The sequence below is a fragment of the Dehalobacter sp. genome (genome assembly GCF_030063005.1).
GTDB lineage: Bacteria > Bacillota > Desulfitobacteriia > Desulfitobacteriales > Syntrophobotulaceae > Dehalobacter > Dehalobacter restrictus.
Map to the genome: position 1 here is coordinate 66348 of NZ_JAPDHR010000013.1, position 15236 is coordinate 81583.

The window sequence follows — 15236 nt, forward strand, 5'->3', positions numbered from 1 at the left end:
AAATTAGGAGGTAAATTAAAATGAAAAAAAGACTAATGGCCTGTATTCTTGTTATTACGATGTTGTTAAGTGTTGGAGCAACTACAGTGTTTGCTGATGACGCTACCACTAGTTTGGTATACGATTCACAAAATTCTTTCAATTTTTCTATGACACCAAAATCAAAGGAATGGAAAAACTACTCATCAGTGCAATTGAAGGAAATGTTGAATATCCCGCTAAGCACAGCTGAAAAAATGGATACGGCAACATTGTTAAAGACAGTACTAGACTACCCATTCATGATTGATATTTTTGCTTATGACAATACAACGCAAGGGTTTGAAGGTCTTTCTTTAGAGTTTAACGGCGCTGCGGTTCTTTTGCAGAGAGCAGACTTGACGGAAAACCTTAAAACTATTTACAAGAATACCATAGAAAAAATGATGGCCGTTGAAACAAAAAACAATATCAGCGATAAAGAAATTATGCAAAAAAAGTTTATGGAGTCGCTATTTGTCTATCCTAAAGTATCCAATATGCTGAGTCAGGATGAAAAATATGCCATAGTGGAACTTTCGAAACAAATATCTAATAAGTTTCAGACATCGCCCCTTGTAATGGAAAGAACAGCGGTAACGGCGGCAGCACCTGGAGATATCTTAGGCTATGGCTATGTTTATACTCCGATGTTACAACAGGTTTTAGTCCTTAGACTGCAGGATTTGACTTCTGCTGATAAAGCATCAATAAATGCATCTTATGATGCGGCATATCCAACAGCAACAAGGCTAGGTACTGCCACTTATAACTACAACTGTCATTCATATGCCTGGTATTTAGCCTCAACTGGCAATACGTGGTGGATGAATGATCCATCTGCATATATGTCTGGTGGTGGTTATACACAAGTAACGCCCCCCCAGGCCGGGGACAAGGTATATTGGACAAACACGCATTCCGGAATCGTTTATTCTGTAAACGGCTCCAATATAACAGTTACATCCAAATGGGGTGCTGCTGGCTTATATCGTCATCCTATTAATGATTGTCCATATTCTGTTATAATTGTCAAAACCTTCTGGAGACGTTAAAAAGGAAAATGATTAAAATAGAAAAATACCGGATTGTATGTGGTATTCTTTTCCTGGTTATACTGGTAATCATCTTGGCAGCATGCGGGAATCCTAATTTATTAAACAAAGGGGAAATCACGATTTCAAAAGATAAAGATAATATTTCTTTGAAGATTGAAAATACAAAAAGCATCAGTATTCATGACATAGCCAGCAGTAGTAGCAACTGTATTGTCCATATCACAGACCCGGAAATCATTAATCAGATGGAGAGTTTATTCAATAAAACCTCTTTTATCAAATGTACAGATAGTATACAAACACCCTTACTTTACATTAATTTTTCTAACGACAGTGGCTCAATCAGCTTTTTTGTTTACGCAAATGACATTGTAGATATTGACGGAATAAAATACAAATCGAAGGATATTACCTTCGATGCGGTCAATACATTTTATCTCAAAAAGAGTAAGGGGTTGCTCCCAAAGTCATAACATTATCATACGATATATCAATTTCAAACTGCTACCGGGACAACTCCCGGTTTTTCTTTGTTGTTTTTCCGCAATCGGCTGGGGCATATTTCTCCCTCATCTTCACCGGTCTAGCCTGGGATATATTACCAATCTCCAATAATTTTAAAAAAGGGTACTATTATGGAGAGTTTCTTAAATCTGCATCTTTTGTACTCATCTTATTCAATAGAAATAGACGATATCTACAGTTGCCGCAAGAGATTCTGTTGGATACGGAAATACCGGGAGTTCTTCTTGCGCACATGAACATGTGGGCAAGAAGAATGGAGCAATGTGGACGGGCACAGTTATTTATGTTTACAGCACCTCGGGTAGCGATTGAATCGTTGAACCTCTTCCTGATGCATATTATGCAAATTACTAAGCAAACAAGTTAAATAGCAATAGTACTATTATGAAAGCCTTTTCACGAAAGGCTCTCATAAAATTTTTAGAAAATTATTGCGCGCTACGGAGATGATGATACCTTATGACACCTGGCTTTTTTATACTATCACGGTAGCTAAGACGGGATGTGCCGGGAGCATAAAAGTAATTTTTATGGTGTTCTATACTTACGTGTTCTTCGCATCCAGATCCGACCCTGGTCGGTTAATCGTCTACTTTGCCTCTGGTGACAGCTTCGCTGGGATTACCCCTAAAAAGACTGTTATATTTTATATTCGGACATCTGGGCGATAAACTTATTGCCGAAAACTTCAAACTGCTCTAATACCGGAATAAATTCCTGGCCGATCTTACTAAGAGAATACTCGACTTTTGGTGGTACTTCCGGATAAACATAGCGGTCAATCATACCGAACTCTTCGAGAAATCTCAACTGTTTGGTTAGTGTGGCCTGGGTTATGCCCGGAATCTTGCGCTGCAATTCACCAAAGCGATGGGTCTTCTCTCTGAGATGCTTAATAATCAGAATGGACCATTTTCCGGAAAAAATTTTTTGGGCGGTAAAGTACGGACATTTGCCAAACAAATTGATTTCTTGTTCCATTTTTTTTGCTCCACTTCTTGTAATAACATGGTTAGTGTCTATAGTATCTATTTAGATACTTAGAATAGAAAAAAATCGTACTTGTTCGATATGGGATATCTGTTATTATGATGATATGTCACAATTATAACGCGTCATTTTGAAAGGAGTCAAGAACATGAATCCAATTGTCCAGTTTCTGGCCGATGCCAAGACATTTTACCTTGCTACAGTAGACGGTGATCAGCCGCATGTCCGTCCATTCGGCGCCGTCGCAGAGTATGACGGGAAAACGTACATTTGCACCAATAATCAAAAAAATATCTTTGCACAATTGCTTAAGAACCCGAAAGTTGAAATTTCCGGAATGGTTGGAGACAAATGGATCCGTCTCGTCGGGGAAGTTGCCGTTGATCCGCGCCCTGAAGCACGTGAAGCGATGTTCGAAGCCAATCCGAGTTTAAGAAATATGTACAAGTGCGATGACGGCCTTTGTGAGGTTTTGTACTTTACGCAAGCCACAGCAGCGATTTATTCCTTTACCGCAGATCCGGTGGAGATCACGTTCTGAGAATTTCAATATCACCTAAAAAACTAATATGACTTAAACGAAACCAAGACTAAAAACGGATAAAGACTTGAACTGTACAAGGTTCAAAGATACTGAAAAGGTCAAATAATAAGTTGAATACCTATATTTTTTTAATTAGAATGTGGGTATTTTTATGTAAGATATGAACAAAAATGTTATAATTGGGCATAGCGTATAACGTAATAGGCTTGACAGGAACATGTATAATCCCAGAACTATGCCCGTAGGGACTTGGATTGATGTAACTAAGTATCGCCCGCAAAATCGTTCTTCAAGCTCGTCATCGGGAAGTTCAAATTCATCTTTAAAGTCGTCCAATGATGTTAACGCCAACTTAAGTAGCAGCTCCAATAATACCAATAACGCTAATAAATCAAGCGGAAGTTCAAGTAATAAATCGAATAACAGTTGTACCGTGACTCCAAATTGTTAGTTTAGGGTCTGTTGACAAATGGGTGTAAGACAATTCGCAATCCAAATTAAAAATTGGCTATTTTTGAAATTACTACACAGGTGTACTCAAAATCTAAAACGACAAATTTTTAAACTCACTCTATTGGTCTTGTAGAATCAAGCAATATCAATGTCTAAAATGGTATAATTAAATAGGGTGATGACGATGATGACAGAGCAAAAAAGCAGACAAAACCGGATGTTGTGCGTATTGATGGAAGACCTTGTACCTGAACTTCGGAAGCTGGATGCGGCAATCGATTTCAGCTTCATATATGAAATTATGAGACCGGTGTACAGCGACATAGGACGATCATCAGTTGACCCGGCAATTTTGGTAAAAATGCTACTTATCAACAGACCCTTTATCCCGAATTTAAGATAATTATAAATTTTATGTAATATAATAAATTTATTCGCTTTTTGCTAAATACTGTCGAATGCATTGAAATATGGATTATTTTGGTATATATTTACTAGGGTATCTTCTAGAAGGTCTTCTATACGTATAGAAAATTCAGTAAAGAAAGGTAGATAATATGTTAATCAAAAGCAATCTAAAGAAAGCGGTTCTAGGGTTTACTGTAGGAATTTTATTGGCGATGAGTACATCAGCTGTTTTTGCAGTTTCTGCGTCTAGCCCCTATAAGCCTTACACTATATACGGGAAGGATTACCAGAGCGTGGCTATAGTTGCTAGTTATAATAATGATGCAGTCGCTTATACTACAATATACGCAAGCTCTAATGTACCGGCAGGGTATATGGGCGCAATGCCTAGGTTGTACAATGATTCTGGTAGTTTATGTGCATCTAAAGATTGGGAATATAATGCTACGAGTACGTCGGCTATATCAACAGTAACCTTACCAATTTATACTAGTGATGGATACTATAGTTATGGTCGGTGTGCGGCATATAATGGTAATGGATATACTTATGGATATACATATCAAAGTCCATGCATTAATATTTAGGAGGTTGTTTTCATGAATTTTAAACATCTTGGAATAGGAACAATAATCACAAGTATTGCATTAATAACAGGTTTATTAGTAGGATCTTTAGGTTTCGAACCTGTGTTAGCTAAAATATCAAATGAAAGCAATCAAACATCTGTTCATGTATATCCCCAAAATAAATCTGGACAGACATATGGTTCTGAGCTTTATGCTAAGTCTTCAGAGGAAACACCTGATTTAATTGCTGCTGTTGGGGAGGACGGTACTGAAGGATATGTTTTGTCTGCTGATTTAAATGGAGAAATGCCAAAAACCCCAGAGGAAGCAATAGCAATACAAAATAAAAATAAATCTAAGACCAGTCGGAAAATACCATTATATGCTGTTGACGGGAAAACTGTAATTGGATCATTTAAAATTGATAATTCTCTTCCAGATGAAAATACTAAAGAAGAAATGAAAAAGTTACTTGACCAATATACGCCTACAAAATAAGGAATTAGTACGAATTGTTTCGTCCTCCACAGGTTTATTTTATTCTAACTCACCTGTGTCCGATAAACTGGATACGGGTCAAGAAGAAATATGACGGTTTAATGAGCTATCCGATGGGCAATTCAGAAAGCTGATACGGAGACAGTATAACTACATCGCATTAAAAGTTAACTGAGAAGGATTATTATTAAAACAACTCCACACCAATTCAGGGGAGTTGTTTTTTTATCTCATACGGTATGTGTTCCATCGCTTACAGGTCTTTTTGTGTCTTCAGGCAATTTTTAGATGCTCATCTCATAGACTATTCTTAAATAATAGCTATTTAACGGTTCTTTACATACCTGTTGATCAATCATTTGTAAATATTACGCTCATGCGTGGGGTCTAACCCAATACTGACGCTGACTGGAGTGAAACCGATGAAAGAAGCCAAGACGATCTATGCGTTTTCCGGCAGTCTGGATACAAGCATGCGGTATGCTGTCTATGCCAGTTCTGACCGTTTTCTGAAGCATAAGCATGCCTGGAAAGCAGCCCATTGTCTTAAGTACTTTGGCTGCAGGGTCTACCTGGTTGCTCCGGATCTAAAAACATTTGAAGGGAGCAAGGTTTATCCGGATTTAAGCGCACTTCAGGGTAGAGTTGATGTTGTGGTTCCGTGCCTTAGGGCGGAGTTGATTCAGGACATTGTCAGGAAAACAGTGGAATGCGGGGCCAAAGCAATCTGGTTTCAGGAACAGAATTGGACGCCTGAACTTGACGCAGCGTGTGTGGAGAATGAAATCGAAGTGGTTCGCGGTTGCGTTTTGAAACATAAAATCTATCCAAGACCATTTGCGTATTTGAATCCTTGTTATTGGCACGGCTGGAAGGTTAATAAAGTACCGGGAAAGTATCAGAGGAGTTAATCCAATCTGAAGAATATTGGAAACATAACATGATTTAATTTTATAAGGGCATACTAAAACAACAAACACAATTTAGCTTGGGAGGTTTTAGTATGCCTAAATTTTGTTTACGGATGCTGACAGTGGTTCTGGCCGCGGCATGTTTGCTCGGATGGATTGCGGTGCCGGTAAAGGCCGCAAATATTGAGACATCCGCTGAAAGTGCCATTCTTATGGATGCGGCAACGGGCAAAATTCTTTATGAAAAGAATGCTCACAAGGAACTGCCTCCGGCAAGCGTTACGAAGCTGATGACAATGCTGCTGGCAGCAGAAGCTGTTGAAGAGGGCAAAGTCAAACTGACCGACACGGTGACGGCGAGTGAGAATGCCTCTTCTCTCGGCGGATCGCAAATATATCTTGAACCAGGAGAGAAGTTCACCCTGAAAGAACTTTTGATCTCGATCGCAGTAGGGTCGGCAAATGATGCCTGCGTGGCTGTTGCGGAACATATCTTCGGAACCCATGAGGAATTCGTGGATTCGATGAACAGAAAGGCCAAGGAATTAGGACTTAAGAATACCCATTTTGCCAACGCATACGGACTGCCGGCTGAGGGGCATTACACGAGTGCCTATGATCTGGCGATTTTAGGCAGGGAAGCACTCAAATACCAGCTGGTATCACAGCTGACATCCATGAAGGAATATGAACTGCGCAACGGTGATTTTAAATTGTGGAACACCAATAAACTTTTATGGTGGTATGAGGGAACCGATGGATTTAAGACCGGCTGGACGCAGGAAGCAAAATACTGCTTGGCCTCAACTGTAAAAAGAGATGGCCTGAGACTGATCTGTGTTGTCATGGGAGTCCCGCAGGTCAGAGGCCATTTTCAGGAGTCTATGAAGATGTACAATTATGGTTTTGCCAATTATGTTTATAAAGAATTTGCCCCTGCCGGTTCCAAACAGGGAGAAGTCATTGTTCATAAAGGGAAGCTGCAAACAGTTGACCTTGTCAGTCAGGAAGCTGTCGGCTTGTGTATTGAAAAAGGGAAGGAGAAAGAATGCCGGATTGAAACCAGGTATTTTGCAAACCCGGTATCCGCACCAATTGCCAAGGGACAGCAGCTCGGAGAGATGATCATTTATTGCGGTCAGAAAGAAGCAGACAGCATAAAGCTTGTAGCTGGAGAAGAAGTTGGAAAAGCAGGACTGCTGGAGATGTTCAAGCGTACGGTCCGGCAGTCCTACAGCATGATCCCGCCGATCTATGCCAACTAGTAGCTCGATTCCAACATAACGTTGACTAATCCGAGCAAAGCCACTTTATCTTTGTTGTTAACGGGATTTACAAAGCGATCTACTCATAAGGACTGTCGTTCAAAATCTGCTTTAAATGGAGTAAGGCCGCGCGTTCGATCCTGGAAATCTGGACTTGGGAGAGGTTCATGACTTTAGCAATTTCATTTTGCGTTCTGTCCTCAAAGAATCGCTGATACAGAACCTCTTTCTCCCTTCCGGGCAGTTTATCGAGAACTTCCTGCAGGGCAATTTTTTCAAACCATCCCGGATCGGCATCCTTCTCCTGCGGAAGTTGATCAATAACATAAATAGGATCAGAATCGTCCTGATAAAGCGTATCATGAATCGACGACGGGCTTTGCACTGCTTCGATGGCGAGTATGATATCTTCACTCGGTGTGCCGATATCTTCGGCAATTTCGTTCAGCGTGGGTTCTCTATTTAATTCCGAGGAAAGCTTTTCCCGGGAACGGTTGATTTTGTAAACCAGCTCTTTATAAGAACGTGGAACTTTAATAGGATGGTCATCTCTCAAAAATCTTCGGATTTCTCCAATGATCATCGGTACGGCGTACGTGGAAAATTTAACACCGTACGAGAAATCAAATTTATCGATGGCTTTGATGAGGCCAATGGTGCCAATCTGAAAGAGATCCTCCAGATCATATCCCCTGTGGGAAAAACGCTGGATCATATTAAAAATGAGCTTCAAATTACAATTGACCAAACGCTCCCGGGCATCGATGTCGCCATTTTGGGCTTTGTGTAAAAGCTCCATCAATTCTTGGTCGGAGAGCAGGGGAAAACGGGGCAGGTTCATATCTGAAAGTCGTTGAATCATCTTCACACCCCCTCTTAATGAGAGGACGGACGGTTGTGGCTTAAGTATTTCACCATCAATACTTTGGTTCCTTTGTTAACTTCAGACTCAACCCGCAGTTCATCCATGAAGGACTGCATAAAGATAAAACCAAGTCCCATTCTGTCAGGGTCCGTAGAATAAGAAGCTTGCATGGCCTGATTCACATCGGGGATACCGCAGCCGTTATCGGTTACTTGTATGGAAATTTTCGTTTCATCTGCCTCCAGCTCTAACGTGACAAACTGATCAGGTGCATTGCTGTAACCATGGATAATTGCGTTGGAAACTGCTTCAGAGACAGCGACCTTCAGTTCTTCAAGCTCGCTTAAGGCCAAATCCATTTGGGCTCCGAGCGAAGAGGCCAGCATGCGGGCGATTGTTACATTCTGCGGCAGACTCGAGAATGTCAGGATTATTTTATTGACTTCCATTGATTATTCTCCTTTCAACTCTAAATTCATTTATACGGCAGGTTCTTTTGGTAAAAATTCTATAATTTTGGGAAGCCCCGACAGTTCCATGATCCGGTAAATATGCGGCGGAGCATTGGCAATTTTAAGTTTTCCTTCGAGAGGAAGCAGTTTTTTATATCGTCCCAAAATAACCCCTAGACCGGAACTGTCTATGAAACGGAGATCATCCAGATGCAAGATCACCGTCCTGACTCCTTTTTTCTCTATATCCAGATCAATCACGCTTTTTAGCTCACTGGCATTCTTCATATCTAGTTCGCCTTCAAGATATAAATGCAGGGTTTGTCGTTCAATTCTTTTATTCATTGATGCCACGCTCCTATATTACAAGTCGTTAAATCTATCTTCGACATCACCCAAATATTTCCTTCGTGCTTGGTCCTGAAATTATTGACTGATTCTGGTATAAAGTCGATAAACAAATAAAACAATTGACAATACCTGAATTTCTTAGCGAAAAATCGGGAATTATTAATCAAAAAAAGGGGTGAAAATCATTGTCGGAATCAAAGCTCCGTTCTCCATCCGTTGCGGTGACCCAGGAGGAATATAAACAATTAACAGAAAAGCTTTCGCCAAAACCAACGGTTTTGAAAAATGCGCTGTCGGCATTTGTTGTCGGCGGAATCATCTGCAGTTTCGGCCAGATGATTGTCAATTTTTACATGAATTACCTCGGGCTGGCTAAAACGGCTGCTCAGACAGCCGGAACAGCAACGCTGATAATGATAGGGGCTATTTTGACCGGTCTCGGTGTTTATGACACGATTGTAAAATACGGAGGAGCCGGAGGGATCATTCCCGTGACCGGTTTTTCAAACTCGATGGTTTCACCGGCACTTGAATATAAGAGAGAAGGCTATGTGTTCGGTGTAGGCGGGAAGCTTTTTACGATTGCCGGCCCAGTTTTGGTTTATGGAATTACAAGTTCAATCATTGTTGGCTTGATCTATTTATTGATCAGATAATCACGGAGAAAGAAGGAAATCATGTTGCATTCCAAAAGAGCAGGCAATCAGACGGTTGTTTTTAAGCAGCCGCCGGTTATTCTGGCTGGGTATAACGTTGTCGGACCCAAGGAAGGACAGGGTCCGCTAAAAGATACTTTTGACATGGTCTTAAAAGACAGTTATGGGCAGGAAAAGACCTGGGAAAAAACGGAAATAAAAATGCTGGAAACTTCCATGACGAGAGCTGCGGCCAAGGCAAATGTTCCGCTGGATTCCGTGGATTATAACCTGGCAGGGGATCTGCTGAACCAGATTATTTCGTCGAACTATGCTGCCAGAAAAATCGGTCTTCCGTTTATCGGCCTCTATGGCGCTTGCTCGACGATGGCGCTTTCCACGGCCCTCGGTGCAATGCTGATCGACGGCGGGTTCGCGTCTAAAGTACTTTGCAGTGCATCCAGTCATCATGAGACAGCAGAGAGACAATACCGTTTTCCAAATGAGCAGGGCAACCAGAGAGCAATGTATGCCCAGTGGACGGTAACAGGAGCAGGCAGCATCCTTCTGGCTGCTCAAGGAGAAGGACCCAAAATCACAAGTGCAACGATTGGCAGGGTCTTAGACTACGGTGAAACCGATACCAATAATATGGGTGCGGCCATGGCGCCTGCTGTTGCCGACACCATCCTGAATCATCTTCAGGACCTCAGTCGTCAGCCGGATTATTATGATTTGATCATTACCGGAGATCTCGGGACGGTCGGGCTTCAACTCTTACTTGAGGTTTTGAAACGAAGCGGCCTGCAGCTGTCCAATAACTTCTCGGATTGCGGCGTGATGATTTACAGCAGCGAACAGGATACGCATGCCGGTGGGAGCGGGTGCGGCTGTTCCGCGGTCGTGCTGACAGGGCATCTCCTGAATAAATTGAAAAGCCGAGAACTGCAAAAAATCTTATTTGTCGGAAGCGGAAGCCTTCATAGTTCTGTATCATCCCAACAGGGTGAATCCATGCCGGCAATTGGTCATGCCGTGTCGATTGAAATGAGTTAAGGGAGGTCTTTTGATGCTGAATAACATTCTATCTGCTTTTCTGGTTGGCGGACTTCTGTGCGTCGCCGGACAGCTGCTGATGGACCTGACGAAAGCCAAAATCACGCCGGCACATGTGCTGGTCGGGTACGTGACCGGCGGAGTTATTCTTGGCGGACTAGGGCTTTATGAACCTCTGGTTAGAATCGGAGGTGCCGGTGCAACCGTGCCGCTTTCCGGTTTTGGATATACGCTGGTCAAAGGTGCGATCGAAGGAGCACAAAGCGGCGGCATACTTGGGGTTCTGGCCGGCGGTGTTCAGGCCGGTGCAACAGGAATTGCTGTTGCGGTATTGTTCGGCTATCTGACAGCAATTATATTTAATCCGAAAGGTTGATGATATGAGCTCAACAGCAGAAACGACAATGAGCATTTCCAAAAACTATCAGGAAAACGTCAGTTATTTGAATCAAAAACTCGGCGTACCTGAAAGCTTTGACATTGTACTTCGGGAAATGAACATCGGCGGCAAAAAGATTGCAATCTATTCCGTCAATGGAATGATCAGCAGACCTGCCAGCAATATGATTCTGGAAGTGCTTTCGAAGATTGAACGTGTGGAACTCGCCGTGAATGCGGTAGACAAGCTTGTAAAGTCTAAAATAGTTGACCTGCAGGTTTCGGAAGTCGAAGCCATGGATGAAGTCATCTACTTTCTGTTATCCGGAACAATGGCGATACTGATTGAGGGAAGAACGCAGGCTATCATTGTAGATCTCAGGACTTATCCGGGCCGCATGCCACAGGAACCGGATATTGAGCGGGTAACAAGGGGTTCACGCGATGGGTTCACGGAGACACTGGTTTTTAATACAATATTGATCCGCCGCCGGCTGCGTGATCCGGGCCTGCGGATGAAGCTCGTGAAAGCAGGCAGCCGTTCCAAGACGGATGTTTGCATTGCTTATATTGAAGATATAACGAATCCCAAAATGGTGGAGTATATTGAAAAAGAAATCAAAAATATAAAAATTGACGGTATACCCATGGCGGAAAAAACGGTTGAAGAGTTCATCCTCGGCAGTAAATTCTGGAACCCGTTTCCAAGAGTCAGGTATACGGAAAGGCCTGATGTAGCAGCAATACATCTGCTTGAAGGCAATGTTATTGTGATGGTCGACACTTCTCCGAGTATTATTATCGCACCTTGTACGTTCTGGCATCATGTCCAGCATGCGGAAGAATACCGCCAAGAGCCGGTTGTGGGTATGTATTTGCGGTGGGTCAGGTTTATCGCGATATTTCTGTCCGTGTTTCTTACGCCGCTTTGGCTCGCTGCAGCTTTGAATCCGCAGCTGCTTCCCGAAGGACTTCAGTTTATTGGAGTGCAAAAACCGGCTAGAATTCCTTTGTTGTTTCAGGTGCTAATGGGAGAATTGTCAATCGATATGCTGCGAATGGCGGCAATTCATACCCCGTCGCCTCTGGCTACAGCCCTGGGTTTAATCGCGGTGTTCATGATGGGTGATGTGGCTATACAGGTCGGGCTGTTTACACCGGAGGTTGTAATGTATACCGCTATTGCGGCAGTCGGGACATTTGCGACACCAAGTTATGAACTGGCTCAGGCTAACAGGCTTGTCCGCCTATTCCTTGTCCTGGCTGCCGGGCTGTTTAATTTCTGGGGATTTGGAGCAGGCGTTTTGCTTGTTCTATTTGTTCTGCTGCGGACCAATTCTTTTGGTGTACCGTATCTCTGGCCATTGATTCCAATGGATATCAAGGCGCTGTCCACAATCCTGATACGTAATCCGGTCCCGATTAACAACCTTAGACCGAGCATCTTCAAACCGAAGGACCGAATCAGACAGCCTAAGGATAGACAGACTAAGGAAAGTCAGCCTAAAGAAAGAACAAATCCCTAGACGGATGGTCACAGAAGACAAGGAACGGCGACAGCTACGGATGGCCTAGTGCCGCGATGCCATGGATGGCAAAGAGCGGCGACGGCTACGGATGGCCTAGTGCCGCGATGCCATGGATGGCAAAGAGCGGCCCGGCCGGACAAACACCAAGTCCAGGGAAACAAGAAGTAAAATGGCGATTAGGATCTTATTCAGATTATTTGCAGAGACAGTCACCTGCCGGGCGGCAGGCATCAGATAGCCGTTTTGATAAGAACCTGAAAGGATAGAAGAGGGGGGAACAGGACTTCGCAGAACCGGTCCCGGCAGGAGTGTACCAGGCAGATTTGCAGCCGGTAGGACGGTACCGGGTAAAAATGCCGCCGGAAGTACGGCCCTTGGCTGTCCTGTCTGTCCTGTACGGGAATACGGGTATGAAACTGTCCGGGGATTAGCGTAATTCCCTCTGGCCATAGAAAAATAACGCGGATCGTTTGCAGCTGCTGCCAAAGATATATGGTTGGTAAACAACATATTGCTCATGTTGATCTCCCTCAATTAATTCGTACCGGATACCTGATTTGGAGGCATTAAAACTCAACAAAAATATGATATGATAAAGAAAGAAGATATAGCGTTGACCATGCTAAGGTATTATACGAAATAAATTGCCATTGTGATACAATCATGGTAATTTATGGAGAGAGGTTAATCGTGATCATAGGTTTTGGTTTTGGAAGTCCGCTTACGGCGCTTTTGATGCTGGTCGTCACAGCGTCGCTTTCGTATTTTTTCTTTAAAGCGATCAGACGCCGACGGAACGTTGACTGGACCGATGATAGGGGCAGTGATATCTCAGAACTCAGGCGGAGAAAACGCGCCTACTACTATGAACAGAGACAAAGGGCCAGGGAATTGATGGACGCGTATGATCTAACCGATCAGGAGATAGAGGAGAGAATTAACCGGGAATTAGACGAAAAATAATGAGGTACGAAGCCCTGAATAATTATCAGGGCTTGTCTGTCTTTGCTCTAAAAGGCGGATGATGTTTTTTAACTTTTTTCTTGGATTATGAACCGTTACTTATTTCCATCAACTCATAACTCCTGTTACTTTATATATAGAACAAGTGACAAGTTTATTATCGGTAGCAATACCTGAGCGGGTTGAAGCGATTGCTAATAGTGATATTTTTGACGGTTTGCATAATTGAAATACCTTTAGTGTTTATTTATAATGTAAGTAAGTACAGGTACGTAAGGAGGGGATACTTTGGATTATAAAGTGAGTGAATACGTAAAGATGCTCGATATTAACAGCGCAAAAGAAGAGGTAGAGAGAATGCTGTCTCAGAAGATTGAGCCCAAGGAAATCCGAAATCAGATATTCTTAGGCCTTACAGAAGTCGGGAGAAAGTATGAAAGAGGAGAGTATTTCATCGGGGATCTGATCGTTTCCGGTATGCTCGTCAAAGAAGTCCTGGCACTGGAAGAAATGAAGGATTCTTCCAGTGCCAATAGTCCTCAAAACAAGGGACGGATCTTAATTGGTACGGTTTGCGATGATATTCATGATATCGGCAAAGATATTATGACGGAGTTATTGGCTTCCGGGGGCATTGAAGTAATCAACTTGGGGGTGGATGTTCCTCCTCAAAAATTTGTGGAAGGCATACGGAAATATAACCCGGATATTCTGGGCTTAAGTTGCACCATGACCACCTCAATCAATTATATTTTTAAGACGATTGATGTCATCAAAGATGCAGGGTTAAGAGATAACCTGAAAATAATCATAGGCGGGACTGCGATCAGTAAAAAATATTCCAACATTAACCTGGCGGACGAAATTGTCAACGATGCGTATAAAGGGCTTAAAATATGCCAGGAATGGGTCGGGAAAAACAGTTAGCTTTTTCACAGGAAGGATGAATGATCGTTGGCTGATATTTTATATTTGGCAGTCGTTGAAGAAATCAAGAAAGCAATAGTTTCCGGGCATCTTTCTCCTAGGGATATGCTGAAGTCGGAATCGGAAATGATGAAAGAATACGGCGTAAGCAGAATGACCTTACGAAAAAGCTTATCGTTATTATCCAATCAGGGCTATATTTATTCCGTTCCAGGTAAAGGCAATTTTGTCAAAAAACCAGATACCGATGTTTATCAATTCCGTTTTAACCGTTACGATAATCTGCTGTCCAAAGTTGACCGGATCAAACTGTTATCGGTTACAGTGAATACCGCTTCGGATGATGTAATGGATAACCTTTTGCTGCAGGAGAACGGACGGGTGGTGAGAGTCGAACGATTAGTCTACAGCGATGATCAGCCGGTGGCTCTCGAAGTTGTCAATACCCAATACATACCCAATACTCCAGTGGTTGAGGACAGAATTAACTTTGCCAATTATGCATATAACTTGGATAAGAAGCTGGCTTTTGGGGAAGAAACCTTTGGCTTAACTAAAGAGCTGGTTATCAAAGTGGTAAAGGCCGGTGAAGACATCTGCATGAGACTGAGTATTGCCCCGGGCGAGGATGTATTTGAAATCAGCGAGAGGATCATGAAAAAGGATGACCATTCTCCACTGACTTACAGCTTGTTTTATATTCGTAAGGAGTATTTTATGCTTACGGCGAAAACTCCGGAGGAAGATGCAAGTAAAAAAATATTTTGAATTAACAGACAATTATCATTTGGCCGATTGACATTCTCAATAACAGGGTATAATATTAAATTAACTAGTACGT

General features: G+C 42.5%; 18 protein-coding genes and 1 pseudogene. 14 read left to right on the forward strand and 5 right to left on the reverse strand.

The genetic code is table 11. The features are described 5' to 3' along the window. The first annotated feature begins 20 nt into the window (after positions 1-20). Both OKX56_RS03845 and OKX56_RS03850 read left to right on the forward strand, forming a co-directional pair. On the forward strand, positions 21-1073 hold the full coding sequence (locus OKX56_RS03845; protein WP_025205496.1) for a CHAP domain-containing protein: 1053 nt from the start codon (positions 21-23) through the stop codon (positions 1071-1073). An 8-nt stretch (positions 1074-1081) separates the two neighbouring features. After that, the gene (locus tag OKX56_RS03850) at positions 1082-1549 is read left to right on the forward strand and encodes a hypothetical protein (RefSeq protein WP_025205498.1); all 468 of its coding nucleotides are present in this window, start codon (positions 1082-1084) and stop codon (positions 1547-1549) included. A gap of 691 nt (positions 1550-2240) precedes the next feature. Here the strand turns inward: OKX56_RS03850 and OKX56_RS03855 are convergent. Continuing rightward, complete coding sequence (locus OKX56_RS03855; RefSeq protein ID WP_025205499.1) at positions 2241-2582, reverse strand: winged helix-turn-helix transcriptional regulator; 342 nt, start codon at positions 2580-2582, stop codon at positions 2241-2243. A 157-nt stretch (positions 2583-2739) separates the two neighbouring features. Between OKX56_RS03855 and OKX56_RS03860 the strand changes: the two genes are divergently transcribed. From OKX56_RS03860 to OKX56_RS03880, 5 genes and pseudogenes are all read left to right on the forward strand, one after another. Then, entirely contained in the window at positions 2740-3132 is a 393-nt protein-coding gene (locus OKX56_RS03860) for a pyridoxamine 5'-phosphate oxidase family protein (protein ID WP_025205501.1), read from the forward strand. Positions 3133-3772: 640 nt separating this feature from the next. After that, a pseudogene (locus OKX56_RS03865) lies at positions 3773-3961 on the forward strand (transposase); the annotation flags it as partial. A 634-nt stretch (positions 3962-4595) separates the two neighbouring features. Next, positions 4596-5063, forward strand: coding sequence for a hypothetical protein (locus tag OKX56_RS03870; protein WP_025205506.1), 468 nt, complete (start codon positions 4596-4598; stop codon positions 5061-5063). Between the two features lie 422 nt (positions 5064-5485). Beyond that, entirely contained in the window at positions 5486-5974 is a 489-nt protein-coding gene (locus OKX56_RS03875) for a CoA-binding protein (RefSeq protein WP_019225564.1), read from the forward strand. Between the two features lie 92 nt (positions 5975-6066). Next, positions 6067-7239, forward strand: coding sequence for a D-alanyl-D-alanine carboxypeptidase family protein (locus tag OKX56_RS03880; protein WP_019225563.1), 1173 nt, complete (start codon positions 6067-6069; stop codon positions 7237-7239). Between the two features lie 79 nt (positions 7240-7318). Here OKX56_RS03880 and sigF read toward each other — a convergent pair whose 3' ends face one another. Genes sigF through OKX56_RS03895 form a run of 3 tightly spaced genes read right to left on the reverse strand, consistent with a single transcriptional unit; the run spans position 7319 to position 8901 of the window. Next, entirely contained in the window at positions 7319-8101 is a 783-nt protein-coding gene (gene sigF / locus OKX56_RS03885) for an RNA polymerase sporulation sigma factor SigF (RefSeq protein ID WP_019225562.1), read from the reverse strand. A 14-nt stretch (positions 8102-8115) separates the two neighbouring features. Beyond that, positions 8116-8553 (reverse strand): anti-sigma F factor, encoded by a 438-nt coding sequence (spoIIAB, locus tag OKX56_RS03890; RefSeq protein WP_015042555.1) that lies wholly within the window; start codon positions 8551-8553, stop codon positions 8116-8118. A 30-nt stretch (positions 8554-8583) separates the two neighbouring features. Continuing rightward, complete coding sequence (locus OKX56_RS03895; protein ID WP_019225561.1) at positions 8584-8901, reverse strand: STAS domain-containing protein; 318 nt, start codon at positions 8899-8901, stop codon at positions 8584-8586. Positions 8902-9092: 191 nt separating this feature from the next. Between OKX56_RS03895 and spoVAC the strand changes: the two genes are divergently transcribed. The 4 genes from spoVAC to OKX56_RS03915 are packed head-to-tail and all read left to right on the forward strand — an operon-like array spanning position 9093 to position 12502. Beyond that, the gene (gene spoVAC / locus OKX56_RS03900) at positions 9093-9563 is read left to right on the forward strand and encodes a stage V sporulation protein AC (protein WP_025205509.1); all 471 of its coding nucleotides are present in this window, start codon (positions 9093-9095) and stop codon (positions 9561-9563) included. Between the two features lie 24 nt (positions 9564-9587). After that, complete coding sequence (gene spoVAD, locus OKX56_RS03905; protein ID WP_025205510.1) at positions 9588-10598, forward strand: stage V sporulation protein AD; 1011 nt, start codon at positions 9588-9590, stop codon at positions 10596-10598. 13 nt (positions 10599-10611) lie between these two features. Next, the gene (spoVAE, locus tag OKX56_RS03910) at positions 10612-10974 is read left to right on the forward strand and encodes a stage V sporulation protein AE (RefSeq protein ID WP_025205511.1); all 363 of its coding nucleotides are present in this window, start codon (positions 10612-10614) and stop codon (positions 10972-10974) included. 4 nt (positions 10975-10978) lie between these two features. Continuing rightward, positions 10979-12502: a spore germination protein gene (locus OKX56_RS03915; protein ID WP_025205513.1), complete on the forward strand. Its 1524-nt coding sequence runs from the start codon at positions 10979-10981 to the stop codon at positions 12500-12502. Between the two features lie 96 nt (positions 12503-12598). Here the strand turns inward: OKX56_RS03915 and OKX56_RS03920 are convergent, their stop codons facing one another. Further along, positions 12599-13024 (reverse strand): hypothetical protein, encoded by a 426-nt coding sequence (locus OKX56_RS03920; RefSeq protein WP_025205514.1) that lies wholly within the window; start codon positions 13022-13024, stop codon positions 12599-12601. 171 nt (positions 13025-13195) lie between these two features. Between OKX56_RS03920 and OKX56_RS03925 the strand changes: the two genes are divergently transcribed. From OKX56_RS03925 to OKX56_RS03935, 3 genes are all read left to right on the forward strand, one after another. After that, the gene (locus OKX56_RS03925; RefSeq protein ID WP_025205516.1) at positions 13196-13468 is read left to right on the forward strand and encodes a DUF4229 domain-containing protein; all 273 of its coding nucleotides are present in this window, start codon (positions 13196-13198) and stop codon (positions 13466-13468) included. Positions 13469-13756: 288 nt separating this feature from the next. Beyond that, positions 13757-14395: a cobalamin B12-binding domain-containing protein gene (locus OKX56_RS03930; protein ID WP_019225554.1), complete on the forward strand. Its 639-nt coding sequence runs from the start codon at positions 13757-13759 to the stop codon at positions 14393-14395. A 27-nt stretch (positions 14396-14422) separates the two neighbouring features. After that, a complete protein-coding gene (locus OKX56_RS03935; protein ID WP_019225553.1) occupies positions 14423-15163 on the forward strand; it encodes a GntR family transcriptional regulator in 741 nt (246 codons plus the stop codon). The last annotated feature ends 73 nt before the right edge of the window (positions 15164-15236 follow it).